At 40.3% G+C, this 23,659-nt stretch carries 22 protein-coding genes and 1 pseudogene; 8 read left to right on the top strand and 15 right to left on the bottom strand.

Annotation, left to right across the window (positions count from 1 at the left end):
* The 3 genes from HC643_RS22740 to HC643_RS22730 all read right to left on the bottom strand — a co-directional run bounded on the left by HC643_RS22740 (position 1) and on the right by HC643_RS22730 (position 2,778).
* Entirely contained in the window at positions 1-231 is a 231-nt protein-coding gene (locus HC643_RS22740) for a NifU family protein (protein ID WP_038071861.1), read from the bottom strand.
* A gap of 362 nt (positions 232-593) precedes the next feature.
* Positions 594-2,345, bottom strand: a complete 1,752-nt coding sequence (locus HC643_RS22735) for an ATP-binding protein (RefSeq protein ID WP_038071863.1) — start codon at positions 2,343-2,345, stop codon at positions 594-596.
* Positions 2,346-2,541: 196 nt separating this feature from the next.
* Positions 2,542-2,778: a hypothetical protein gene (locus tag HC643_RS22730; protein WP_038071865.1), complete on the bottom strand. Its 237-nt coding sequence runs from the start codon at positions 2,776-2,778 to the stop codon at positions 2,542-2,544.
* A 281-nt stretch (positions 2,779-3,059) separates the two neighbouring features.
* Here HC643_RS22730 and lepA point away from each other — a divergent pair, with 281 nt between their 5' ends.
* The 3 genes from lepA to HC643_RS40880 all read left to right on the top strand — a co-directional run bounded on the left by lepA (position 3,060) and on the right by HC643_RS40880 (position 6,990).
* Positions 3,060-4,874: a translation elongation factor 4 gene (lepA, locus tag HC643_RS22725; RefSeq protein ID WP_038071866.1), complete on the top strand. Its 1,815-nt coding sequence runs from the start codon at positions 3,060-3,062 to the stop codon at positions 4,872-4,874.
* 400 nt (positions 4,875-5,274) lie between these two features.
* Entirely contained in the window at positions 5,275-5,574 is a 300-nt protein-coding gene (locus tag HC643_RS22720; RefSeq protein ID WP_038071868.1) for a hypothetical protein, read from the top strand.
* Between the two features lie 1,152 nt (positions 5,575-6,726).
* Entirely contained in the window at positions 6,727-6,990 is a 264-nt protein-coding gene (locus HC643_RS40880; protein WP_063779455.1) for a hypothetical protein, read from the top strand.
* 91 nt (positions 6,991-7,081) lie between these two features.
* Here HC643_RS40880 and HC643_RS22710 read toward each other — a convergent pair whose 3' ends face one another.
* Both HC643_RS22710 and HC643_RS22705 read right to left on the bottom strand, forming a co-directional pair.
* Positions 7,082-10,216 carry an efflux RND transporter permease subunit gene (locus HC643_RS22710; RefSeq protein WP_038071869.1) on the bottom strand — a complete coding sequence of 1,045 codons (3,135 nt, stop codon included), beginning with the start codon at positions 10,214-10,216 and terminating at the stop codon, positions 7,082-7,084.
* 110 nt (positions 10,217-10,326) lie between these two features.
* A complete protein-coding gene (locus HC643_RS22705; protein ID WP_202048643.1) occupies positions 10,327-11,679 on the bottom strand; it encodes an efflux RND transporter periplasmic adaptor subunit in 1,353 nt (450 codons plus the stop codon).
* A gap of 192 nt (positions 11,680-11,871) precedes the next feature.
* Here HC643_RS22705 and HC643_RS22700 point away from each other — a divergent pair, with 192 nt between their 5' ends.
* Positions 11,872-12,414, top strand: a complete 543-nt coding sequence (locus tag HC643_RS22700; protein WP_038071871.1) for a PadR family transcriptional regulator — start codon at positions 11,872-11,874, stop codon at positions 12,412-12,414.
* Between the two features lie 15 nt (positions 12,415-12,429).
* On the opposite strand, the gene HC643_RS22695 is transcribed toward HC643_RS22700, so the two are convergent.
* From HC643_RS22695 to HC643_RS22660, 8 genes are all read right to left on the bottom strand, one after another.
* Complete coding sequence (locus HC643_RS22695) at positions 12,430-12,846, bottom strand: DNA polymerase (RefSeq protein ID WP_038071873.1); 417 nt, start codon at positions 12,844-12,846, stop codon at positions 12,430-12,432.
* A gap of 152 nt (positions 12,847-12,998) precedes the next feature.
* Positions 12,999-14,324 (bottom strand): type II restriction enzyme, encoded by a 1,326-nt coding sequence (locus tag HC643_RS22690; RefSeq protein WP_038071874.1) that lies wholly within the window; start codon positions 14,322-14,324, stop codon positions 12,999-13,001.
* A complete protein-coding gene (locus HC643_RS22685) occupies positions 14,317-15,168 on the bottom strand; it encodes a DNA adenine methylase (RefSeq protein WP_038071876.1) in 852 nt (283 codons plus the stop codon). Before HC643_RS22685 ends, HC643_RS22690 begins: the two co-directional genes overlap by 8 nt.
* Positions 15,169-15,534: 366 nt before the next feature.
* Positions 15,535-16,569, bottom strand: a complete 1,035-nt coding sequence (locus HC643_RS22680; RefSeq protein WP_050045274.1) for a DUF7226 domain-containing protein — start codon at positions 16,567-16,569, stop codon at positions 15,535-15,537.
* A 1-nt stretch (position 16,570) separates the two neighbouring features.
* Positions 16,571-17,173, bottom strand: a complete 603-nt coding sequence (locus HC643_RS22675) for an effector-associated domain EAD1-containing protein (protein ID WP_038071878.1) — start codon at positions 17,171-17,173, stop codon at positions 16,571-16,573.
* A 132-nt stretch (positions 17,174-17,305) separates the two neighbouring features.
* Positions 17,306-18,157 carry an FAD-binding domain-containing protein gene (locus tag HC643_RS22670; RefSeq protein ID WP_038071880.1) on the bottom strand — a complete coding sequence of 284 codons (852 nt, stop codon included), beginning with the start codon at positions 18,155-18,157 and terminating at the stop codon, positions 17,306-17,308.
* Positions 18,154-18,327, bottom strand: a complete 174-nt coding sequence (locus HC643_RS22665; RefSeq protein ID WP_153021555.1) for a hypothetical protein — start codon at positions 18,325-18,327, stop codon at positions 18,154-18,156. Before HC643_RS22665 ends, HC643_RS22670 begins: the two co-directional genes overlap by 4 nt.
* Positions 18,328-18,331: 4 nt before the next feature.
* A complete protein-coding gene (locus tag HC643_RS22660) occupies positions 18,332-18,706 on the bottom strand; it encodes a VOC family protein (RefSeq protein ID WP_038071882.1) in 375 nt (124 codons plus the stop codon).
* A gap of 351 nt (positions 18,707-19,057) precedes the next feature.
* On the opposite strand from HC643_RS22660, the gene HC643_RS22655 reads away from it, so the two are divergent.
* The 3 genes and pseudogenes from HC643_RS22655 (at position 19,058) to HC643_RS41510 (ending at position 20,738) form a co-directional block, all read left to right on the top strand.
* Complete coding sequence (locus tag HC643_RS22655; RefSeq protein WP_082051623.1) at positions 19,058-19,639, top strand: L,D-transpeptidase family protein; 582 nt, start codon at positions 19,058-19,060, stop codon at positions 19,637-19,639.
* 145 nt (positions 19,640-19,784) lie between these two features.
* Positions 19,785-20,372, top strand: a pseudogene (locus tag HC643_RS41515) (Rpn family recombination-promoting nuclease/putative transposase); the annotation flags it as partial.
* A 6-nt stretch (positions 20,373-20,378) separates the two neighbouring features.
* A complete protein-coding gene (locus HC643_RS41510) occupies positions 20,379-20,738 on the top strand; it encodes a DUF4351 domain-containing protein (protein WP_237266078.1) in 360 nt (119 codons plus the stop codon).
* A 92-nt stretch (positions 20,739-20,830) separates the two neighbouring features.
* On the opposite strand, the gene HC643_RS22645 is transcribed toward HC643_RS41510, so the two are convergent.
* Entirely contained in the window at positions 20,831-21,655 is an 825-nt protein-coding gene (locus HC643_RS22645; RefSeq protein WP_050045275.1) for a Cof-type HAD-IIB family hydrolase, read from the bottom strand.
* 122 nt (positions 21,656-21,777) lie between these two features.
* Between HC643_RS22645 and HC643_RS22640 the strand changes: the two genes are divergently transcribed.
* Positions 21,778-22,533 carry a DeoR/GlpR family DNA-binding transcription regulator gene (locus HC643_RS22640; RefSeq protein ID WP_038071886.1) on the top strand — a complete coding sequence of 252 codons (756 nt, stop codon included), beginning with the start codon at positions 21,778-21,780 and terminating at the stop codon, positions 22,531-22,533.
* A 37-nt stretch (positions 22,534-22,570) separates the two neighbouring features.
* Here HC643_RS22640 and HC643_RS22635 read toward each other — a convergent pair whose 3' ends face one another.
* Positions 22,571-23,656: a glycosyltransferase family 4 protein gene (locus HC643_RS22635; RefSeq protein WP_038071888.1), complete on the bottom strand. Its 1,086-nt coding sequence runs from the start codon at positions 23,654-23,656 to the stop codon at positions 22,571-22,573.
* Positions 23,657-23,659: the final 3 nt, after the last annotated feature.

Here is a 23,659-nt window from a genome sequence, read left to right as displayed (position 1 = left end):
CTATATCACTTGTTCCACTTCTGCAATTTCTGGAATCATTTCCCGAAGGCGACGCTCAATACCCATTCTGAGAGTCATGGTAGAACTAGGACAAGAACCACAAGCACCTTGTAACCGCAGTTTGACAACGGGACCATCAAGTTCTACAAGTTCCACGTTACCGCCATCAGATATGAGGTAGGGACGCATTTCATCTAAAACTGTTTCAACATTGTCAACTGTGAGTTCCATAGTTTTAAACCTCGTAACTTAAAAATAGGGAGCCGGCTATTTGATTGTAACGGTGCTAGGAAGCTGCTACGACAAACTCACTCCTTATTTTTCATTTTTACTACTGCTACTAGGACAATCTTACTAGATTTTATTAGAGCTTTACCGCTTCTAAAAGTTCGGACAAAACTACCAACGAGTGGGTAAAGCTGTACAGACCTAACGCCCGGTGTTAAGTTCGTTCCATTAGAAGCGCGTTTGAGCGTAATTCTTTAATCTACGTGCGAGCCGCCATATTAGGCTACCTTAAAAGACAACTTATTGAATAAAAGTTGGCTCCTGAGGGAAACGCTCCTGACAACTTCCCGCAAAATCTAAAATTCCTAATCTTGCGGGTCGCCATCCGAGGTGGAAATTATGAGCGGTTGCTGATATAGCGGAACTGTAAAGGTGACTGTTGAGCCAAGCCCTTCACCCAGGCTGTAAAAATTGACTTCACCCCCCATCGCCTCAACAAGCTTTTGAGAGATCGCCAGCCCCAAACCCGTACCTCCATACTGACGGGTACGAGAACCATCGACCTGGCTGAACAAGTGGAACAGTTTGTCTTGTTTATCTAAGGATACTCCAATACCCGTATCTGCTACACGCACGCGCACCATACCGGGTAACTGTCGGTCTTGGAAAGTGACTTTTTTACGAACAACATCAGCGCTGACTGTGATACCCCCTTCGTGGGTAAATTTAATAGCATTTCCAATTAAATTTAACATGACCTGCTTTAAGCGCTGGTAATCCCCTTGGACAATAATTTCATCTGACGTGGCTGGTCTTTGCATTCGGAAACTGAGATTTCTCCCCTCTGCTTGAGGGCGCATAAAATTTTCTACATCACTAAATAATTCATCTAAAGTCACCGAACGCAGTTCCAATTCCATTTTGCCTGCTTCGATTTTGGCAATATCTAAAATATCATTAATAATATCAAGTAAATATAATGAGGATTTGTGTGCTTCTTGGAGAAACTGCTTCTGTTCTTCGGGGTCATCTGCCATACCCTCTAAAATCAGTTTTAAGAAGCCAATAATACCGTTGAGCGGCGTTCGCAATTCATGAGTGACATTGGCAAGGAAATCTCGAATGCGGCGAGTCGCTTGTTCTGCTTCCTGACGTGCTGCTTCTAATTCTTTGTATAAAGTTGCGTGAGCGATCGCCGTCCCAAGTTGATCGGCAACATCCTTTGCCAGTTCAAGATCGTCTGCTGTGAGCAGACAACATGAATCGCGAAGAACTGCAGCAATTAACCCATTGGGTTGATCCTGATAACACGTAGCAATCACCAGCATTTTTTGCTGCTTTAGTTGAGGATGTTCGGGCGATTCTATCAAAATTGGTTGCAAAGTTGAAATTGCCCGCGCAAAGCCAGACTCAGAATCAAAATCTATTTCCAAGCCCAGCATCGAACCTCTAGTTGACTGGTGGTATTCTGCTGTTATCTGTACCTTAGTGCTAGACGCGTGATACGGGCAAATAATACAACGTTCTAGTTGTAACGCTTTCCCCAAACTATCCACTGTTTGCTGCCAAATAATATCGAGGTCTAATGTACGCCGGATATTTCTGGTAATTTGATTGATTAGTTTGTGGTGGCGATGGGAACGCAACACCGAATTGAAGACTACAGGTTTTTGAGGTGTTAAGTTTTCCGGTTGACTTGCTGTCACTTCTTGCAAGAGTCGTCCCATCACTAAAACAGTTGTTGGGACACTGCCCACAGAAGACATAATGGGACTGATGGTCAACTCCAACTCAAACAACTGCTGACCGTAGCTAAACCAGCATTGATATTTTTGTGGTACCAAAGTTGTCAAAATCTGCTGCAACTTTTCCAAATAGGCAACTTCATCCTTTGGAGCGAAGACTTGCTCTGCATTGGAATCATCAAGCAACGTTTCCGGGCTTATCCCAACTTTTTCGCTGTGTTGCCAGTAAAAAGTTAGATAACGTCCCGTTCTCTCTTGCGTATACACCAACTCGGCTCCTAAATTTGCCCAAAAGCCATTAGTGTTACTGGTAGTGGTGTCCGAATTTTGTGTCAATATATTTGACCTTTGAGAGTTAGCAGTAATACTCATGGCTCGAGTTGGATACATATCAAGGGCAACCTAATAAATCTTGGCTAGTCGCTGCATAAAGTTTGGCATAAATTTTTACAGCTGTAGCATAATTGAGATTTAGTTTTAGGTTGTTCTAAATTTTAGTATGTAAAATTTTACATTTTTTTAACCTTCTCACTATGATTTTTCTCTAAATTCTCTATGTTTTTTCATCTCAGTCATTCCACTCACCTCGAGGGGGTAAGGGTTTGCGTACAGGCGTGCGTGTGAGTTCATCATCTCTTGGCGTGTCACCCCTCAGCCATTGGCGAATTGCCACTTCAATCACTTTACTAGGGTCGTTGGTTAAATGCTGAATTTGCTCTAGTAACTCAGAGTCCAGGCGAATTGCTATTTCTACCTTATCGGCTCCTCTTTGTTCCGTATCGGCAGATTTCTCTTTCATATTCATAGGAAGATGTACTCTCGATCTTTTCACTCGGCTTGTAAAGTGGCTCTCTTCATACTTTAGAGCGAATCGCAAGTGCTTCTCGCTCTTTGTAGTCTGTAGATTGCACTTGTTGTTTATTGTACGCCTCTAATTGGTTAATACTATAAAAAGCTAATGGAAGACTGGCTAATGGCTAATGGTTGTCGGTCACTGCCTACTCCCCGTCGAAGCAAAGAAAGCATTACAATACGTTAAAGTATATTGCTCTTTTATTCCTTGTTGCCTCTAAAGCAAAGAAGTATATGACTGACGTTCCCGCATCTCGCATTCGCAATTTCTGTATTATTGCTCATATAGACCACGGAAAATCTACCCTCGCCGATCGCTTGTTACAAGTGACTGGTACTGTGGAGCAGCGAGAAATGAAAGAACAGTTTCTCGATAACATGGATCTTGAACGGGAGCGCGGCATTACCATTAAGCTGCAAGCTGCCCGAATGAATTATAAAGCAAAAGATGGTCAGACGTATGTCCTGAATCTTATTGATACTCCGGGACACGTAGACTTTTCCTATGAGGTATCTCGCAGTCTTGCTGCTTGTGAAGGCGCACTGCTTGTTGTAGATGCTTCTCAAGGTGTCGAAGCTCAAACCTTGGCAAACGTTTATTTGGCTCTAGAGCATAATTTGGAAATTATACCAGTGCTGAATAAAATTGATTTGCCAGGGGCAGAACCAGACCGAGTGATTAAGGAAATTGAAGAGATTATTGGTTTGGATTGCAGTGGTGCAATTTTGGCTTCTGCGAAGGAAGGCATTGGCGTTGATGACATTTTAGAAGCAATTGTTGAGCGGATACCATCACCGCAAAATACGGTTGATGAGCGTCTCAGAGCATTGATTTTTGATAGCTATTATGATAGTTACCGGGGCGTAATTGTTTATTTCCGGGTCATGGACGGTAAGTTAAAGAAAGGCGATCGCATCTACCTCATGGCATCTGGTAAAGAATACGAAATTGATGAGGTTGGAGTCCTTTCTCCCACTCAAAAGCAAGTCGATGAATTACACGCCGGAGAAGTGGGCTACCTATCAGCAGCAATCAAAGCTGTAGCAGATGCACGGGTAGGTGATACTGTGACCCTCTCTGGAGCCAAAGCGACTGAACCATTACCCGGTTATACAGAAGCAAACCCAATGGTCTTCTGTGGAATGTTCCCCATTGATGCTGACCAATTTGAGGATTTGCGCGAAGCATTGGACAAACTCAAACTCAATGACGCTGCATTGCATTTTGAACCGGAAACCTCAAGTGCGATGGGTTTTGGTTTCCGTTGCGGCTTCTTGGGTTTGCTCCATATGGAGATTGTCCAAGAACGCTTGGAACGAGAGTACGACTTGGATCTTATTATTACTGCGCCGTCAGTCGTGTACAAGGTGACAACCGTTAAAGGCGAGGAAATTTATGTTGATAACCCCAGCCACTTACCCTCACCTAACGAACGGGAAAAAATTGAGGAACCCTACGTTCAGGTAGACATGATTACGCCGGAAACTTACGTTGGGACTTTGATGGAGTTGGCGCAAAATCGGCGTGGTGTATTTAAGGATATGAAATACCTCACCCAAGGGCGTACTACACTAACATACGAGCTACCTTTAGCGGAAGTGGTTACCGACTTTTTTGACCAAATGAAGTCTCGCTCTCGGGGTTATGCGAGTATGGAATATCAATTGATTGGTTACCGAGAAAATCCCTTAGTCAGGTTAGATATTCTCATTAATGGTGACCCAGTTGATTCCTTAGCAATGATCGTTCACCGCGATAAAGCTTACGGTGTTGGGCGATCGATGGCGGAAAAACTTAAAGAACTCATTCCCCGCCATCAATTTAAAGTCCCCATTCAAGCGTCTATTGGAAGTAAGGTAATTGCCAGCGAACATATTCCAGCATTACGCAAAGACGTTCTTGCTAAGTGCTATGGCGGTGATATCAGCCGTAAGAAGAAACTCTTGCAGAAACAGGCAAAAGGTAAAAAGCGCATGAAGTCGGTGGGTACGGTGGATGTCCCTCAGGAAGCTTTTATGGCTGTTCTGCGTTTGGATAGGGAAAGCTAATCCAGCTAATCCCAGTTTTTAATCGCTCAGCAACCCGACTTCTTCAGGAAGTCGGGTAATTTGTAGGGCTTCAAAATAGAAAAAATGCATTACACGATATTGCGATCGCAAAGATATGACTAAAGTCATATAAAATTTATGACTTTTATCTGTAGTGGAATGAGATTGAATTAGCTACCGTACAAATATCTTATAAAGTCTACTAAATTAGGGTAGATATTATGACCTCACCCTATTGGGTGACCTTGTAGGGTGATGTACGATGAAAACTTTCTAATTTAAATTTGAAGCGAACCTTTCAAATATTGCTCTTGCAGTAACGAAAGATTACTTGATGCAACACGCGATAAACAAAGCTTAACGGCTCAAGCCGTATCGCTATAAACCCTATATTGAAAATATGCCTTTAATTAGTGAGCTAGTACGAAAAGCAATAACTTCTGGATATTTGAGTATTGCTACTGTCAATAGATTGCAAAAGTTGCTGGAAACTGGATATGAGTCAGAAGATGTTGATGCATTGATGAGATTGCATCAAGCAGTGGTTACTGGGCGCGTAACAGATAAGCCTACGATTGTAAATAGCTCGCAGACTCTAAAAAATCACCGAGGTATCGTAAAGATGAAACTCATATATCAACAAACTTCTGTAGCAGTGAGCCTTGGAACTATTGTTTTTGCCCTATCAAACAATACGTGAATATAACTGTGTTTGATATTGGATGAAAAATACAAAACTAAATTTAAATTGAGAAACATTAGCTTTAGTTTTTTGTATTTAAAGGGCTTGATATCCGATCGTTTATAAAATATTTAATATGAAACTTTTATACCTTAGTACTGTATGTGTAATTATCGTTGCAATTGTTGCGCTTCGTCACTATCAAAGTCAGACAGTTTCAATATGTCTGAGTAGTGATAACACGTCTTTGAATAGCGGATCTTCAACACAATCGGCGTATAATTTTTTATCAGAAAGCGATCGCAGTTTCAATTGAAATGCCTTACATTAATCGCTACAATAGCAGGAGCGAAGCTTAAATTAATGTCCTCGTTATTCCATTAATGTAAACCTGATTTAGCTTAATTTGTAAAAGCGGTAATACTGAACACAGTTGTTAGAAATTGAGAACTGGTTCTCATCATTATTGAAAAAATAGTAACGTCCAGCTTTGAAACCTGTAAACTTTACTATCAATTGGAACCATTGAGAAACTCTATTTCATAAATTTCGCCAAGTTTGAGTTGACTGGCTTGTAATTGTTCCATGTTCTATTGATAGAAATCTAAAATTCCATCCGCATTTAGAACAAATGAATTTTGTTGAGCAATTATGTTTACGGTATTCATACTCCTGCAATATTTTTAGGGAATTAAGTAAGTCGGTAAAAATATTTATCACTGGTTTCTAGTTGCGATGCACGAGTTCGCTGTCCTTAGGTGTTGCAGGGACAGACAGCGCTACTAAAAGCCAAATATAGAAATTTTACTTTTCATTACGTATTTAGACATTTTTCCGCCCACCTACCTACAGGATAGTGTTTATTTTGATTAATTAGATTTAAATAACTGAAGTTGAGTTCATCAGGCAGATATTTCTCAGTCATATTTATGTAAAAGAATAGACTTCAGCAATATAGCAGTTTATCTCCCGAAAAATTACTAAGTTTTTATGTACGTTTCTATACAACTATTTTATATACACATATAATAAATTTTGTCTACCATCTTTAGATGGTACTCTTAATCTCTCTTTTTATAGCTTCTATAAGATGAGAAATTTACAATAATCTAAGTCAAATATTCTATTTAATTTTTTTTAAACTTTGAGCTAATGAACAACGAGATTTTCATGTCGCAGGAAGAGAAAGAGATACTGTACCATGCAAAACTCATCAGATATGGTGTGGATTTAAAAATTGCTGCAAAAGTAGCTAAAATTTTAGCTTCAGGTAATTCAGATGATAGTTTGACGCCGGAAGACAAAAAATTGGTGACAGATATTTGTCAATTTTGGCTGGAAAAACGCAATCACCTCAAACGTTTAAATCTGCTTTCGTTAACAGATAATTTTCCTTCAAACCAAATTTCAGTTAAACACATTAAAAAATTTTAATTTGAATCCTCAAGGATTAGATATTGTTAACTGAACGTATTGCACTAACAGACATATGTAGTGGGCATTGCCACTACATATATTTCAAAAATTAAATAGGAGGAATATTATTGTAGGAGAGCGGTAGGGGATGTGAAGCAGAGGTAGGGACTGATTTCTTCCTACGTACCAGTAGCAGGTATACCGAAGGAACGAAGTAAAGTGATAGCAGAGTTACGCCTCCCAAACCACCAGCAATGATAATTGCCAGTGGATTCCAGAAACCCGTTGGATCGAACAAAAGCGGTGTAAAGCCAGCAGTATCAGTGATAGTTGTGGCAATCATATGGCGGGTGGAATGCACAACGACTTCTTGTACTGCTGAACGATCGCCCAAACTAGCACGAGGATCTGCCTGCAAAGCTGCCAGAACAACAGTAGCTTCATTGACTGCAATTCCTATAAGCCCAATAGTACCGAGAATTGCTGTGAAACCAAAAGGGTAGCCAGATATCCATAGACCTAGCAGTCCCAATCCCACTGAAAGTAACGCAACGATACCAATGCATCCAGCCACAGCAAATGAGTTAAATGTCAGTACTAATGTTGCCGTCATCAGCACCCCTAAGACTCCTACTGTAGATAACAAATTGGCGATCGCAGTACCGCGCTCTTCTGCTTCTCCACCAAATTCTAAAGTGTACCCTGGAGGCAGTTGTAAATTCTTTAAATGTATGCGTCGTTGAAATTCAGAGAGAACAACTGCGGGTAAAGCCCCGGAGGTGATAAATCCTTGAACAATGTTAACTCGTCTTCGATCGCGACGGGGAATCAAGGCTAAATCTGGAACTAGCTGTACTTGACCAACAGATGCAAGAGGAATAGTTTGATTGTTTTCTGAAGATGAAGTTTGGCTCGGTAGTAAGTCGAGAGCAGCAATTCGGTCTAGATCGCTACGGTTGGAGTCAGAGACACGTACACGCACGGGTAATTCTTCGGTTGATTCTAATACAGAACCTCCTGTTGTACCTTCAAGAGTCGTGTCTAGTTGACGGGCGATCCCACTGCGATCGAGTCCCACAACTCGTGCTTGTTCTTCATCAACTTTTATGGCTAATTTTGGTTGTGCTTCTGTCAAACTAGCACGAGTGTGAAGTACATCTTGAATTTGCGATAATTCTGCACGAATTTGATTCCCCAATTCCCGGAGTTTTTCTAAGTCGGGTCCGTACACGCGAACTTCGACGGGTGCATCAAAGGGGGGTCCTTGCTCAATTTGCCGTACTAAGACTTGAGCGCTGGGAAATGCTTTGTCTAGCTCGCTCTGTAAGCTTTGAATAATCGGAGTGGGTAAAACGTTTGGTCGCAATTGCACGAGTCCTTGGGCATAATTGGCTGCATTTTCCCTTGTACCAACGACGTTGTAATAGAAAGTTGGCGCACTTTCCCCCACCAACCAGTGGACATCAACAATATCAGGATGCTTGAGAATTAAATTCCGTGCTTGCAGAACTTGGGCTTGTGTCTGGCTTAAAGCAGCTTGGCTTGGCAATTCAAAATCAATATAAAACTGGTTTCGACCTGAGGGAGGGAAAAATTGCTGTTTTAGATCCAAACTGAGGGTAAACCCAACCACTGGTATTAGGAGCGCCAAACTGACTGCAAGCATGGGTCGGGTAAATGTTTTCTGTAATGTCCAACGGTAAATTCGGGTCAAGCTCGGATGGGAGAAGCCTTGTTCCAGCCAAGTTGGAATTCGAGAATTTTGCTTCCTTTGGTGAAGTAAACCTGACAAAGCAGGAAGAACAGTCAGTGAAATAAACAATGAACTGATGAGTCCAAGAATTCCGCTAATTCCAATAGTGCCAGTGAATTCCCCTACACCGCCAGGAGCTAGAGCAATGGGTAAAAATGCTAACACTGTTGTTACAGTTGAACTGAGCAAGGGAATGCCCATGTGATGGACGCTATCTGCAATTGCATCTTGCGGATTCATTCCCTGATGCAGTCGAATTTGCACTTCATCTGCCATACATATGGCATTATCTATTAACAGACCGATAGCAATAATTAATCCCGTCATTGATATTTGATGCAAGGGAACGCCTAAAACTTTCATTCCACCAAACACCAGTAGGGTTGCTAAGGGCAAAGTTGCACCAACTACCACCGCAGAGCGCCAGCCCATTGCAAATAAAATCACGACCATGGCTAGCACCGAACCAGTGACCAATTCTTGAATGACCCCTCTAAGACGATTCTTGACATAATGGCTTTGGTCAAGAACGGTTTCGATCCCGAGACCATTGGGTAATTCGGATTGAAATTTTTTGAGAACTTCACGTGCTGATTCTGCCCAAGAATCGACTCGGATTCCCGACTCAACTGTCGCTGCGATAATAATGGCGGGTTTGCCAGAAACAAAGGCTAAACTATTTGCTGGCTCAACAATACCTTTGCTAACTTGAGCAATGTCGCTTAAACGTGTTACTTGTGCCAAGCCATTGGCGCGAATGGGAATATTGCGAATGCGATCGAGAGAGTCTAATTCCCCGGATACTTCAAACAAGAGTTCATTAGTGGTGCTGCGAAGTTGTCCCGCACTGACCTTGGCATCACTAGCTTGGATCTGACGGGATAATTCTTCAGTGGTTAACCCTAACATTGCCAAATGAGCGGGATCGATTTCGACGCGAATTTCTTCGTCTGGATCGCCAAAGAGTTCCACTTTATCGGTACCGTATAGCGATCGCATTCTATCTTCTAATGTTTCTGCTTGCCTACGTAATACTGCGTAATTTATAGGTGTGTTATTTTGCCAAACTAAGCCAGCAATAAGGGAATTGGCTTTTACTTCTTGGTCTTTGTACTTGGGCTGTAATGCTCCTGGTGGCAGTTGTGGAACTACATCATCAATATGACTCCGAACTCTTGCCCAAACCTTATCAACGTCTTTTACTGTTTCTTTCAGGTTGACGGTAACGACGGAAATTCCACTATCAGACCGAGATTCAAGAACATCTACTTCTTCAATCTCTGATAATTCTTGCTCAATAGGTTCTGTGACTAATGTTTCTACTCTCTCAGCAGTGGCTCCGGGAAATATCGTTGTAACAGTTGACACTCTTTGGGTTATTTCTGGATCTTCTAGGCGGGGAAGGGAAAAGAAAGAAGATAGCCCCCAGACAAGAATGAGTGTCAAGGTGAGAATGAGCAGTTGGCGGTTGCGGTAGAAAAGAGTGAACATTTGAGGGAATGGGGACAAGGGGGATAAGGGAGACAAGGGGGACAAGGAGGACAAGGGAGAAGTACTGATAACTCATACCCAATCGCCATTCCCCAATCGCTAATCGCTACTTAAAATGTCGGCTGAACTAGCTGACCGGGTACAATTCTTTGAGTACCATCGACTATCACCGTGTCACTCGGTTGGAGTGTTCCTCGCACGAGAACGCGGTTTCCCTGGGTGTGCAATACTTCTACGTTGCGCTGTTTGACTCGGTAAGATTGTGTTTCTTCTTGTGAATTTTTTTCGGTTGTTAAGGCATAACAAGACCACAGACCGCGTTCCCCTTTTACCAATGCAGCAATTGGTAACCAATACCCAGTTGTTGAAATGGTTTGTGGAATGGCTAATCTTGCAATTTGTCCGGGTGCGACCGATGGGGCTAAAGAATTCTCTAATGTCAGTATTACAGTGCGGGTACGAGTTGTGGGGTTGACTTCTGGCAAAATTGATAAAACTCTACCTCGGTAAATTGTTTGTCCAACTTGCACGTTCTTTTGGCTACCTGGTTTTATCTGAGCGGTCAATTGCACTGGGACTCCAATTTCTACTTCTGGGTTGGCGTTTTCTACCAAGCGCACGACTGATTGACCTGCACTGACAACAGTACCTTCATCTAGGCGACGTGCAGCAATAATTCCGGAAAAAGGAGCTTTGATAGTGCTCTTGCCAATGTTAACTTTGACTTCGGCAATGCTGGCATCTAACTGTTTGACTGCTGCTTGCTGCGCTGCAATCTGTTCTTTACGCGTTCCTGCTAGAAGTTCATCTAATTCACTGCGAGCAACTGCTAGACGTTGCATTAAGGCATTGGCGTTGAAAGCCACTTCATCATACTGCTCTCTGGAAATGGCTCCTTGAGTGTATAAATCTTGTCTTCGAGAACGTTTGATTTCGTCTAGCTTTAAAAGTTCTTCTAATTGTCTGACTTGGGCGCGAGCTGCAGCGATTTTTTCGGAGCGCGGTCCTGCTTTGAGTTCTTCTAGAACTGCTACAGCTTGAGCTTTACGGGCAAGCAATTCTTGCAGTTGAGTTTCTAAATTACTAGTATCGAGTTGTGCTAGGGCAGTTCCCTTTGTTATGCGATCGCCGCGATCGACATTGAGCTTAACGACTCTTCCCGATCGCTCAAACCCCAACTCACTGGCTCGTAATGCTGCTACTTCCCCTGTATAAGTTTGCAACACTTGGTAGGACTTAACTGCTTCTATTCGTTGTGTTTTAACTGGGATAATACGGACAGGAGAAGTTTTTGGTGTGTCTTTCTTTTGATTTGTAATTGTCAGACTTAGTAGTGCTAGGGTTGCGATCGCACCTACCAAAATAAATCTCCACCGTCTCAATTTTAGTGGTGGCATGGCTTCCACTAAGTTACTACTGCTCATTGGCAATGCCGTATCGTGCTTTACAGACCCATCGCTCATAAGTGTTCTGCCCTTGTAGAAATTCTCAACATTGCACGACCATACAGGCGTTCCTTATTATTACAGCCATTTTCAGGAATGCCGTTCTTGGGGCAACTTTTTTAATCAAATTATGTTTATGCAACTTTTTGCATAAAACCTATTTTTGCTAATGTATATTCAATACAATGTTCGTGTCAAGAGGTTGCGATCGTGGCGCTAGCGCACGCTGTTATGTCTTTGTTGGCGAAAAAAGCCTGCAGTGGCTATGAAATTGCAAAGGAATTTGAAGATAGTGTTGGTTATTTCTGGCAAGCAACTCACCAACAGATATATCGGGAACTGAAAAAGCTGGAAGAACAAGGCTGGGTAGGCGTTGAAGTTATTGCCCAAGGAAAACCTTTGGATAAGAAAATTTACCACCTAACCGAACTCGGACAGCAAAAGTTGACGGAGTGGATTGGCGAAGACTGCGGACTTGGACCAATTCGGGAAGATATTTTAGTTAAAGTTTTTGCAGGTGGTTTGGTGTCTCCCCAAGTGTTGCTTCAACAGTTAGAACAGAACCGCCGTCTCCACTTGAAGCGGTTGGAAGCATATGAAGACATAGAAAAGCGCTTTTTTGCTCATTCAGAAGAATTGTCTTATGGTGAACGCTGTCAATACAGCGTTTTGAAGATGGGTATTGGTTATGAAAAGGCGTGGAACAGTTGGTGTGAAGAGTCTATAGAAATGTTGCAGAATGTTAAGGAATAAGTCGCAAATCAAAGTTTACTCAAATACATACTGTTCTGCTACTTTCCAATAACGGGAAAAGCGCTTGAGATCGATATAGCCGTCGTAGTCAAAAAATGGTTCTACCTCAAAGACTTCTAATTCCAAAGAATTTTCAATTTTGTCACAGATTGCATCAAATCGAGGGCTGGGACTATCTGCTGTGACTACTTTGTTAGCATTATGTTCTTTGGCAAAAGCTAAAACTTCTTTTGCGACATCGCCACGGCGAATGACAACTTGTAATTCTAGCAAGCATTCGTAGATAAAGGTGAGGCGCTTTAAGCCGAGTTGCCATTCTTCTATCAAAGCTTCGTCCCAAACCCAAATTGCTGGTGCATCGGGGTATTCTTCAAGTGCGGGGTTTCGAGGGCTGAGACAGTCGCCGTGTATCCAGATGATTGGTTTAGTCATTTTTAGATTACGTAATTTATTTCATTAGGGCTTTTACTCGGCAATACCCCATACTAAATTATCTAACGCTTGCGCTTGCATTTAGTGTACTGAATAAGTGATTTTCCGTAACACAGCTTTTATAGCGATAAAATTTTTTCAGCTAAAAAGTTTTATTTCTCTTCATCTGAAATTATGTTTAATATCCATTCGATCCATCCACGAACTGTACTAGAGCGTCTGATGATAGTTGTGTTATTTAAATCCAAGTTACAGGATAACATAATCTTGCTGATTTCATGACTAGATGGTACTACTTTAGTAGAAAGAGTAGCCTGAAAGGACTTGTAGAAAGCCTCATGTTCTAAAATTTTTCTAATTAAGGAAAGAATTTTTTCTTTATGTTTCCTGTTTAATAAATATTTCCCTTCCTCCGTCAACTGAAACATTGTTTCTTTCGTATCTGAATCCTTATATCTATTAACTAGTCCAAGGTATCTTGTAGCATCTGTGTAGTAATTTGTTTGTCTTACATCAAATTGATAGTTTGTTGTAATTTCTTCTTTTGTTAATTCTTTATTTAACATCAGTGTAAGTAAATCTACAATTTTTTCAAAATCATTTGCCTGTGGAAAGGGAACGTTTGGTGGTTCAACAACTGGAATAACAGAGTGAAATATTCCTAATATATCCTTTTGTGTTATTTCTTCAGAAGATATAATATAATCTTTTTGTTCTTTTAACTTTATAGAGTTGTAATCCAAATAATTATCAAATTCGTATAAAAAAAAGCTAAAAATATTATTAGAATTTGAATATGTCATTAAAGCAGGAATGACTTTCTTTTTTATCTTATTTGACCAAAGCCTATATGGATAATAAAGTTGCCTAATTAAAAAATCATCTACATTATATAGTTTTGCTTCAAGTATCAGTAGGTAAGTTTCACTTTCAAAGCCTGCGTCTATTTCACATTGAGAATTATCAACACAAATCTCATAAGGTTTACTCTCTGAGAGGTTGCTAATAAAGAATTTAAAACTACCTGTAGACATTCGACCAGAAATAGTGTGAAAGGATTTTTCACCTCCAAGAACAGCATCTATAATACCTGTATTAAAAGCACAACTTAAAGCCATACTTTCTGAAGATAAGTTTGTATAATCTATACTCTTTATTTCTAAGGGAAAATTAACATGATTGGGTTTTATAGCGTGATTATATTTAACTTTACAATAAGTATCAAAATGACCTATGACATACTTTTTTCTAGAAATTGGTAATATGGATAAATTATTATTTTTAAATAATCCTGGTAAGTTCGCATGATGGTCGAATTTTGCCATCAATCTACTTTCTCTAACTTCATTGATTGTTGCAGAATCTATTTCAAAAAAACCATTTTTATTGATATTTTCTAAAATAGAATATTTTTCAAATAATATTTGCCAAGCAATATCATTTCTGTTTTTATCCCTATTATCTAATGTCTTAATCATAATTTTTAATCAATATTTCGTCTACTTTTCCTCTTTTAAGTGCATTTGAGTTTATAGCTCTAATTGCAGATATTTTAAACTTCTTATAATTGCTGTATAGCTCTATAATGAATTGAGTATAAGCATTACTAAGTAAAACTTTACATCCTCTACAATCTAATTCGTCTACAGTTTCTTTCAATCTTTTTTGGTCAATTTTACTAAATCCATTAAGAGAGTAGTCAGTAAAGCATGCACTGTCGGAGACTGGATCGTAAGGAGGATCGAAATACAGAAAATCTCCTTTCTTAGCATTTTTTACAGCTTCTTGAAAATCCACATTTAATATTTCTACTTGATTTTGATTTAAATATTTACTGACATTGATTAAAACAGACACATCTACTATATTAGGTTTTTTATACTTACCAAATGGTACGTTAAACTGCCCTAATGAATTAACTCTAAACAGCCCATTATAACAAGTTTTGTTGAGAAATATAATTCTTGATGCTCTTTGTACTGGAGTTTTGTACTTGTAATCTTCTCCCCGATCCCAATTTCTAATTGCGTAATAGTAATTTTTTTCATTTTCATGTTTTTCTAAATCCTTAATTAGTTCATCTACTGAATCTCTAATCACTTGATAGCAGTTAATCAATTCTGTATTAATATCATTAATTACTGCCTTCTTGGGTTGTAGTGCTAAAAGGAGTGCTCCTCCACCTATAAAAGGCTCGAAATATGTATTATCTTTTGTGTTAAAATCTTTGGGAAGATGATTTGCTATGATTGACGGAATCAGCTGTCTTTTTCCTCCTGCCCATTTCAAAAAAGGTTTTACTAGTTTATTTACTGATACCATTTTTTTCAAAAAACTAACTAAGGGCAATTATAGTACATTTAAACTATTTTTTGACTTATTTAATCTTAATTAACTCTTTATTGCGTCACCAGTGCCTCTATTAACATAGAGTATAGGATATCAACTATAAAACTATAACTTAGAACTGAGATGAGGTTGCACCTATTTTGCAAAGCTACATCTCCCATTCCCCAGCCGCAAGGATTGAGAGCGTTGGAAGCTATGCACAAACGGACTTTCAGGATTAGCTTTATGGTTTGCAACCAACTTTATTTTCAATAAAACAAGTTAACATAAGCATTTTCCAATTCTTATTGAGAATATGGATTTGAAGGTAATTGCTAGAAATACTTATTATGGCAAGATTTACATGATGTTGGAATAACTTGAATCCTTACTCCAATCTATACTTGACCAAATCCAATCTGTCCACCCTCGAACAGTACTAGCTCGCCTTCTTATAGTGTTATCACTCATATTTAGATCGCTTGTAGACATGAGTTGAATTATGACTTCATTTGATGGAATCATTCCTAAATTTAAGGTAGAGCCAAAGACTTTGTAAAAAATTTTATGTTTTAAGATTACTTTGACTAAATCAAGACATTTTGTTTTGGACTCATATACAATATACTTTCCTTCATTAGTCAAACTAAACATTAGTTTATTATTAGAAATATCTGAGAATTTATTTATTAGCCCAAGGTATCTTCCAGCCGAAGTATAATAGCGGGTTTGCCTCACATTGAATTGATAATGCTTTGTTATGTCTTCTTCTGCTAAATCTTTTACTGCTAGTAGCCAAAGTAAGTCGATTATTCTCTCAAACTTATCAGCTTGTGGAAATGGAACATTAATCGGATCTGGAATTATAGTAATTTGCTCAAAGATAGTAATAACATCCTTTGGTTGAATTTTTTCTGAATGATAAATGTAATTATCGTGTAATTGAGAACTTACATTCTTAGTAGAAAATAGCAGTGAGGTAGAAATATTAGAGATGTGCTGAATTTCCTCACGCATAGCTATGAACCATTCTCGCTCCAATCCTACTTTACTAGCGTTGGCTTGTGAATTATCTAACCACTGCTTTGCCTTATCAGGATTTAAAAAATTAAGAGCAGTCAATTTTTGAGCTTGCTCTAATTCAATTCTATCTACCCAGGGTGAATATTCTTCAATATACTGCCAAAGCAGCGTAGCAATATCTCGAATTCTTTCTGGAGCATTTTCCCTTCTCATCAATCCCTGCAACAAAACATCACGAATTTCTGGCTCAATTTCATATAAGTCTGTATCAATTTCATGACATAATCCAGAAGTCAGAAACTCAAACTCTACCGTATAAGGAAGTTGTTCGGGAGGGTCAAGAAAGAAGTTAATTCGTAGAAAGTGTAGCAAGTCAGGATTTAAGGCAACTGGTAAAGCAGTATGGTACGCTAGCTGCAGATTGGATTCTCTTTATAGCTAGCTCTACCGAAGAGTGCTTGGGGTTGAGTGATAGAGAATCTTGACATTGAATATTTCTTCCATTAAATTCGTTCTGTAGACGCCGACAAAAACTCTCTAAACAAGTATAGTGATCGCAAGGTAAAGCGAAACCAACGAGTCCATTTTTACCGAGTAGGTTACTACAACATTCCGCAATTATTTCTGTCAAGTCAAATTGACTTCGATTCATCAATTCATAAGATTGCCCCCTCACAGTCTGACCCTGCTGTAGTTCTTCACATATTTCCTTCAACTTTGTATTACTAGAATTTCCTCCGTCTTCTTCACTACGTACAACTATAAGTAGTTGTTGAAGTTTTCCCTTTGCTTCAGACCATTCAATCAGTTTAAATATGACATACCCTAAATCAGAATTATAACCTCCTGCTAAGTTATCCAAATTTTCATTAAATCCGAAGCTCACCATTTGCTCCAGCTTTGTGAAGGACGGAAATGCACTCATTAGTGCTTCTTGTAATCTTTTACGCTGTTTACCTTCTAGCTTTTCTAGCATTAGTTACATTTTAGCTACAATCGCTTACTCAATCTACACTCTATTAAGATAGAACACACTATAATTGAAGATTTCCGGTTATGTTATGGCTATGAAGCCATAATTTACTTTCAGAGTAAGGGAAAAAGAACCTTATCGTCTCTTTTTCCCTTTTTGCCAACTTTGACTGTTGGGTTGTTTGGTAAATTCTCCTTTGGGAAAAAGTTTTGCTTCTATGGCTTCATAACTTCCTTCAAAATCGCAATGACCGTATAGAGGACATTGGCGACAGTAAACGCCTTCGGTGTATCGTTCTAAATTTTCGCGGTTGAAAAAATAGGGTTTGTGACTGAAGGTGCTGGCTACCCATTGCCAAGACATATTATTACTGGCTGGGTCACCATCAAGAAGGTGTTCGAGAAACCATTTTGCGCCGAGTTGCCAACGGATGCGCCGCCAATGCACCACATACGCTGCCATCCACATGCGTGCATGGTTGTGGAGGTAACCAGTCTCCCGCATCTCCCGGCTAAAGCTGTCTATACAAACTCGTCCTGTGGTTCCTTGCCTAATATCATCGGGTAATTCGGGCGCATATTCAGAGACAGTGTAACCAGTTTTATATTCTTCTTGGTCTTTCCAAATTCCATCACCTAGTTTGGCATATAGTCTCTGCCAATAATCGCGCCAGCCTAATTCATTAACCAATTTTGTAGCATCATCTTGGTTTTTGACTTTTTCTAGGGCGTAGTCTTTAACTTCGCGCAAACTGAGTACACCATAGCGAAGGTAGGGAGACAGCCGAGTCACAGCACCTGTGAAAAAGTTACGTGTTTTTCCATAGCGTGCTGGGTCTACTTTTTGCAATGCTTTATTGGCTGCTTTGCGTCCGCCTATAGTTTCGCTGACATTGTTATCGCGTTGTGCGGCTTCAGGAAATTGTTCGCGGAGGTAAGCTACTAGTTCATCGCGGTTGGTAAACTCGCGTCGCATATCGTTAGTCATGTTTCACCAAAATTGCAGGTTAGAAAAGCTAGGTAGTTAAATGGTGCTAGCAAATTTGCCTCCGCAGCCCCAGCATTATTATGACCGATCGCGCCGCAGCGATCGCATTGGTAGTAGTGTTCAACAATCGCCCTCATGACACTTCTGGTTAAAAGTCGATCGTTGGTCATACTGTCATGGAGATTCCAAAGTAGAACCTTGTAAGCCAAAAAGATTTCCAAATGGGTCCCACATTTGACAGATTGCCTGGTTGTTCTCAATCGTTAATGGACCTCGGTAAAGTTTAGCGCCATGCTTTTGGGCAAGTTCCATTGCTTGATAAAAGCTGTCTACGCTCCAGTAAGCAATCTGACCTGCATTACCCGGTCGCATTTTCTCATCTGCTTGGTGGAAAAACATTTCAACATCGATGACATTAATAAGCGCTCCTCGTACTTCATTATTTATGTAAAAATACTTAATTGGTAGATTTAGGAGTTGGCTGTACCAATTAGCAGCGACAACAACATCATCTACGAAAAAAAAGACGGCTCGAATACCCTTGAACATTTGCCATGTCCCTCATTCAATAAAAACAAAGTGGTAGTTCATTAGATGTTATGGTTGTGCAAGTGTAAGAATAGCTGTAACCCCGTGAATGCGATCGCATTCAAAAGCCTTGGTAAATTACTACTTTGGTTAACCAAAACTATTGCTCGAACTTTTCTGTCAAACTCCCTTGCGGATTGAAAATTTTCTCAACTACACTAGCAGATAAGGTCTTCTATCTTTAGATATTTTTTTAATACCGTGCTTTGGAAAAGTTTTTCTAAAAATCATCAAAGATCTCTTCTTGGAATTGCCTTATTAGGAGTCGGTTTTTCAACATTATATCTTCTTTTAGCGCGTCAGGGATTTATTATGCCCTTTACGGAAATTCCAGAAGTACTGTGTTTAACAGGTTGTCTGTCACAACAAGTTTTGCATACTCCTCCTACAGGCAAAGAATTCTTGAACTACAACCAACCTCTTTCACAACTTATCAACAGTACAAATGTTAAGGATAAGACTTCTATTTTGATTGAAAAGTCAAAGCATAGGCTCACGATTTACTACGAGCAAAAACCATTAAAGTCTTACCCTGTCGTTTTCGGTGGTAATCCAACAGGAGATAAGTTACAACAAGGCGATAATCGTACTCCAGAAGGTGTCCTGCGTATTAAAGACTTATACCCTCACCCGCAATGGTCAAAGTTTCTGTGGTTAGATTATCCCAACCCTCAATCCTGGAGAAAACATTTCCAAGCAAAAACTCAAGGTAAAATTGCTTGGTCTCAGCCTATCGGTGGCGAAGTTGGTATTCACGGTGTTCCTCAAGGCGGCGACAACACGATCGACGATCGCACGAACTGGACATTGGGATGTCCTTCTTTGAAGAACAAAGATGTAGAGGAATTATATCAGGTTGTACAAAAGGGTACATTGGTAGAAATTGTTCCTTGACTGAGGACTAATGAAGAATCAAGGATTTGAAACTCAAGTAAGTGGTTTTTACCTGTATAGCACGGCTTACAATTGCCCAGACAAAAATAAATTGAGGCTTGGCACACATCCTCCTAAAATAATAGGAATGTTTATCTAGGCTGATATGAAAACCGACTCAATTTTTTACCGTCTATTTCAAACATTTCCGGAGGCTTTTTTTGAACTTATTTCCCAGCAAAAAACGGAAGCAAGTGCTTATGATTTTGCTTCCGTGGAATTAAAACAAACAGCTTTTCGATAGATGGAATATTTCTTCCACTCCTAATTTAAAGGAAAACCAATTTTCTTTGTTGAAGTTCAATTTCAGAAAGATCCCGAACTATACGCCAGGTTATTCTCGGAAATTTTTCTCTACATACGTCTTTACGCGCCAACTAAAAAGTGGCGAGCCGTTGTAATTTTTGCTAGACGTAGTATGGAGCCAATGGAAGTAGATCCATTTGTGAATTTACTGGGAAGCGATCAAGTCATATGTTTGTATTTAAACGAGCTAGGGGATATAGCTGAACAATCCTTGGGAGTTGGAATCATGAAGCTAGTTGTGGAGACAAAAAAACGTACTCCACGAGCAGCGCAAAATTTAGTTGACAAAGCACGTACAGAACTTCCCAAACAGGCACAACAGCAAGTGTTAGACTTGATAGAAACAATTGTACTGTACAAACTACCACGTATTAACCGTCAGGAGTTAGCTAAAATGTTCAGATTGAGCGATTTTGACATCAAGAAGACAAGGTACTACGAGGAAGTTCGCGAAGAAGTCAAAGAGGAAGTTCGCGAAGAAGTCAAAGAGGAAGTTCGCGAAGAAGTCAAAGAGGAAGTTCGCGAAGAAGTCAAAGAGGAAGTTCGCGAAGAAGTCAAAGAGGAAGTTAAGCAGGAAGAAGTACTGCAGTTAGTTGTGCGTCAACTTGAACGCCGCATAGGCGGAGTGGCTCAGCAATTGCAACAACGCATGACTCGGTTATCAGTAGCGCAACTAGAGAATTTAGCTCTTGCACTGTTAGATTTTTCTAATGAATCAGATTTATTGACGTGGTTGCAAGAGAATTCTAATTAATGGGGTTAGAGAAGTGAGAAAGCGATCGCCTGTTTGAGGCTGAAAGACAAAGTGCGGAGTTATTTCTTGAGAGAGTAGAGCAAAGAGCCACCTCAGTTGGAAGCTAACGCCATTGCAACAGCACGGGCGAAACTAGTCTCTGGATTACCAGGGGAAGCCACAAGTTTTGCTGATTTTTTAGCACTTGGACAAGCGTGAGACATTGCAATTCCAAGACCCGCCCAAGAGAGCAGAGGTACGTCGTTGTGACCATCGCCAAAAGCAACAACTTCACTTTGTTTGACACCATAATGCTGAGCGACGGCTGCTACGCCGACTGCCTTATTAACTTCCATCGCTATAAAATCTAGATTTTCTGGATCTGTTGGTATGATGTTGAGTTGTTCCTGATAGCGTGCCTTTGCAACTTGATGCAGTGCTGAAATACGTTCGGGTTCTCCACTCCACATCACCTTCTGTGGTGCTTCATGCAGATTTTGAACGAGCTTGCTGTCTACTCTCACCTCTTCACCAGTGCGCTTTTGGTACAAATCCGTCCAAACATTCTTCTCGCTGACACGCACTCCATCACTGTAGTAGCAGATGAGAGTTAAGCCGTAAGCTAGCCCATCTGCCATGACCTGACTTGCAAGATTGACAGGTACTAATTGCTGTTGCAGGATATTGCCTGTTTCTGCGTCTTTGACTAATGCCCCATGAGTGGACACAATCAAACCGCGCAAACCAAGCTGTTGGTGAAATTGCAGGATATTCTGATGTTTGCGTCCGGAAGCAAGTACCACGTGAATACCGAGGTTAGTCAACAATTGCACTGCGGCTTTGTTCTCAGAACTAATCTGTTTGTCAAGACCAAGTAAAGTATCATCAAGGTCGATAGCGGCAAGCTGGTAAGGTGTTGTACGAATAGCCTGTTTCATAGTCTTCTCTTCTACATACAATGGAAAAATTCAAGCAACGCTATGCGTTTAAACTTATATATAAGATTATAAATGCAAAAAACAGCAAAAACAAATAAAAAAATGCATAAAAACGCAAATCTATGTTGAACGCTGAAAGAAAACAGTTTATTCTAGAATCCCTACGCCGTGAAGGAAAGGTGCTTTCATCCGACTTGAGCAGCCATTTGAATGTTTCAGAAGACACCATTCGTCGGGACTTACGAGATTTGGCTGAAGCTGGATTACTGATGCGCGTACACGGTGGTGCGTTACCTGTTTCCGGTCAAGCACTTACCTATACCGCAAGGCAAAGCCAAGCTCAAAAAGCGAAGGTAGCCATTGGAAAGGCAGCTGCGGGTTTAGTTCGTTCGGGACAGGTGGTGCTGTTGGATGGTGGTACAACGACACTACAAGTTGTAGAATATTTCCCAAAAGACTTACACGCTACAGTCATCACCCACAGTCCCCCAATTGCTGTAGCCTTAGTAGAAAATTCCAATATTGAGGTCATACTTCTTGGAGGAAGGCTTTTGAAAAATTCCTTAGTAGCAGTTGGGGCAGCAACTGTTCAGAGTTTGCGGAGTATCCGTGCAGATTTATGCCTGTTAGGTGTACGCAGCTTGCACCCAGATATGGGAATTGGCGTGCTCGATCTTGAGGAAGCTTATGTCAAACGTGCAATGATGGATAGTTCTGCTGAGGTCGTTGCGCTTGCGTCTGAGGAAAAATTGGGAACCGCAGCACCATATATTGTAGGTCCCCTCGATCAACTGACACATTTAGTGACTGAAAACACTGTGAGCGAGCAAGCCCTTCAGCCTTACAAAGCAGCCGGGATAACTATTATCCGTGCTTGAAGGAGTTTGGAAACAGGCGGGGCTTTATCCAAAGGAGTCAAAGATAGCGCGATAAAACCTCAATCGTCGCTATTCCTGTTTTTTCCCAACTGAATTGATTTGCCCTATGTATTCCTTTAAGAGAAAGATGCTGACGCAATTGTGAATCGGTTGCTATTAATTGCATAGCTTCGGTTATTTCTCCTACATTGTAGGGATCGATCGCAATAGCAGCATCACCAGCGACTTCTGGTAAAGAGGAAATATTAGATGTAATTACGGGCGTACCGCAAGCCATAGCTTCTAAAACTGGAAAACCAAATCCTTCCCAGAGACTGGGGAAAACTAGAGCGATCGCACGACCGATAATTTTGGGTAAATCTTGATAGGAAACATAGTCGAGGAATTTGATTTGATGCATAACATCAAGATCCTCAGCTAGTTTTTGCAGGCTTGGTGTGTAGCGTTTATCTTGTGGTCCGGCAAACCACAATTCATAATCTTTACGATCGGGTATTGCAGCAAAAGCTGAAATAAGTCTGAGTAAGTTTTTATAGGGGTCTTGTCGCCCAAGATAAAGAAAATAGGGAGGAGAATCTTGCCTGTCAGTCTCCAAAGAAACAGGGCAAAAACGACTGGCATCATAGGCTAAGGGAATGGGAGTAATTTTGCTTTCTGGTATGCGGTAAAACTGAGTGATATCCTTAGCTGTAGAATGAGAGTTACAAACAATATGCTGTGCTTGATTCAGCACTTGAGGAATGTAATAGCGGAAATAGTGTGTTAGTGGCGATGAAAGTTTGGGAAAGCGTATTGGAATAAGGTCATGAACCATGACAATAAAACGGCATTTTCCATATAAGGGAGCTTCCGGAATAGGTGAAAATATCAAACTAGATTCTAGCTTTTGATAAATTCGAGGTAGTTGAAATTGAGTCCATATAATACGGCTAAAATGCCCTTTTGTACCTTGAGCGGGTGTGAGGTTATCGGGAATTGAATAACAATTAAAATCTGGATATTTATCAGCTGTCAATAAAGTTGGCTGGAGAGTTTTTAAATAAGGAAAAAGATTTTTTGCGTAGTTACTTATACCAGTAGGCTGGGAGAAAACAACTGATAGATTAATTAATAATTTGCTCATTGA

Origin of the sequence: Tolypothrix bouteillei VB521301, from assembly GCF_000760695.4 — a bacterium.
In the GTDB taxonomy this organism is placed as follows: domain Bacteria; phylum Cyanobacteriota; class Cyanobacteriia; order Cyanobacteriales; family Nostocaceae; genus Scytonema; species Scytonema bouteillei_A.
Note: the sequence above shows the minus strand (reverse complement) of the source record. Positions and strands in the feature narration are given on the sequence as shown.

Coding starts and splice junctions, on each gene's coding strand:
- HC643_RS22735 (WP_038071863.1), bottom strand. CDS start 2,345: ATGAGTATTACTGCTAACTCTCAAAGGTCAAATATATTGACACAAAAT.
- HC643_RS41510 (WP_237266078.1), top strand. CDS start 20,379: ATGTTCAGATTGAGCGATTTTGACATCAAGAAGACAAGGTACTACGAG.
- HC643_RS22645 (WP_050045275.1), bottom strand. CDS start 21,655: ATGAAACAGGCTATTCGTACAACACCTTACCAGCTTGCCGCTATCGAC.
- HC643_RS40880 (WP_063779455.1), top strand. CDS start 6,727: ATGTCGCAGGAAGAGAAAGAGATACTGTACCATGCAAAACTCATCAGA.
- HC643_RS22635 (WP_038071888.1), bottom strand. CDS start 23,656: ATGAGCAAATTATTAATTAATCTATCAGTTGTTTTCTCCCAGCCTACT.
- lepA (WP_038071866.1), top strand. CDS start 3,060: ATGACTGACGTTCCCGCATCTCGCATTCGCAATTTCTGTATTATTGCT.
- HC643_RS22720 (WP_038071868.1), top strand. CDS start 5,275: ATGCCTTTAATTAGTGAGCTAGTACGAAAAGCAATAACTTCTGGATAT.
- HC643_RS22675 (WP_038071878.1), bottom strand. CDS start 17,173: ATGCTAGAAAAGCTAGAAGGTAAACAGCGTAAAAGATTACAAGAAGCA.
- HC643_RS22670 (WP_038071880.1), bottom strand. CDS start 18,157: ATGACTAACGATATGCGACGCGAGTTTACCAACCGCGATGAACTAGTA.
- HC643_RS22685 (WP_038071876.1), bottom strand. CDS start 15,168: ATGGTATCAGTAAATAAACTAGTAAAACCTTTTTTGAAATGGGCAGGA.
- HC643_RS22705 (WP_202048643.1), bottom strand. CDS start 11,679: ATGAGCGATGGGTCTGTAAAGCACGATACGGCATTGCCAATGAGCAGT.
- HC643_RS22730 (WP_038071865.1), bottom strand. CDS start 2,778: ATGAATATGAAAGAGAAATCTGCCGATACGGAACAAAGAGGAGCCGAT.
- HC643_RS22690 (WP_038071874.1), bottom strand. CDS start 14,324: ATGATTAAGACATTAGATAATAGGGATAAAAACAGAAATGATATTGCT.
- HC643_RS22740 (WP_038071861.1), bottom strand. CDS start 231: ATGGAACTCACAGTTGACAATGTTGAAACAGTTTTAGATGAAATGCGT.
- HC643_RS22660 (WP_038071882.1), bottom strand. CDS start 18,706: ATGTTCAAGGGTATTCGAGCCGTCTTTTTTTTCGTAGATGATGTTGTT.
- HC643_RS22640 (WP_038071886.1), top strand. CDS start 21,778: ATGTTGAACGCTGAAAGAAAACAGTTTATTCTAGAATCCCTACGCCGT.
- HC643_RS22695 (WP_038071873.1), bottom strand. CDS start 12,846: ATGACTAAACCAATCATCTGGATACACGGCGACTGTCTCAGCCCTCGA.
- HC643_RS22710 (WP_038071869.1), bottom strand. CDS start 10,216: ATGTTCACTCTTTTCTACCGCAACCGCCAACTGCTCATTCTCACCTTG.
- HC643_RS22655 (WP_082051623.1), top strand. CDS start 19,058: ATGCCCTTTACGGAAATTCCAGAAGTACTGTGTTTAACAGGTTGTCTG.
- HC643_RS22665 (WP_153021555.1), bottom strand. CDS start 18,327: ATGACCAACGATCGACTTTTAACCAGAAGTGTCATGAGGGCGATTGTT.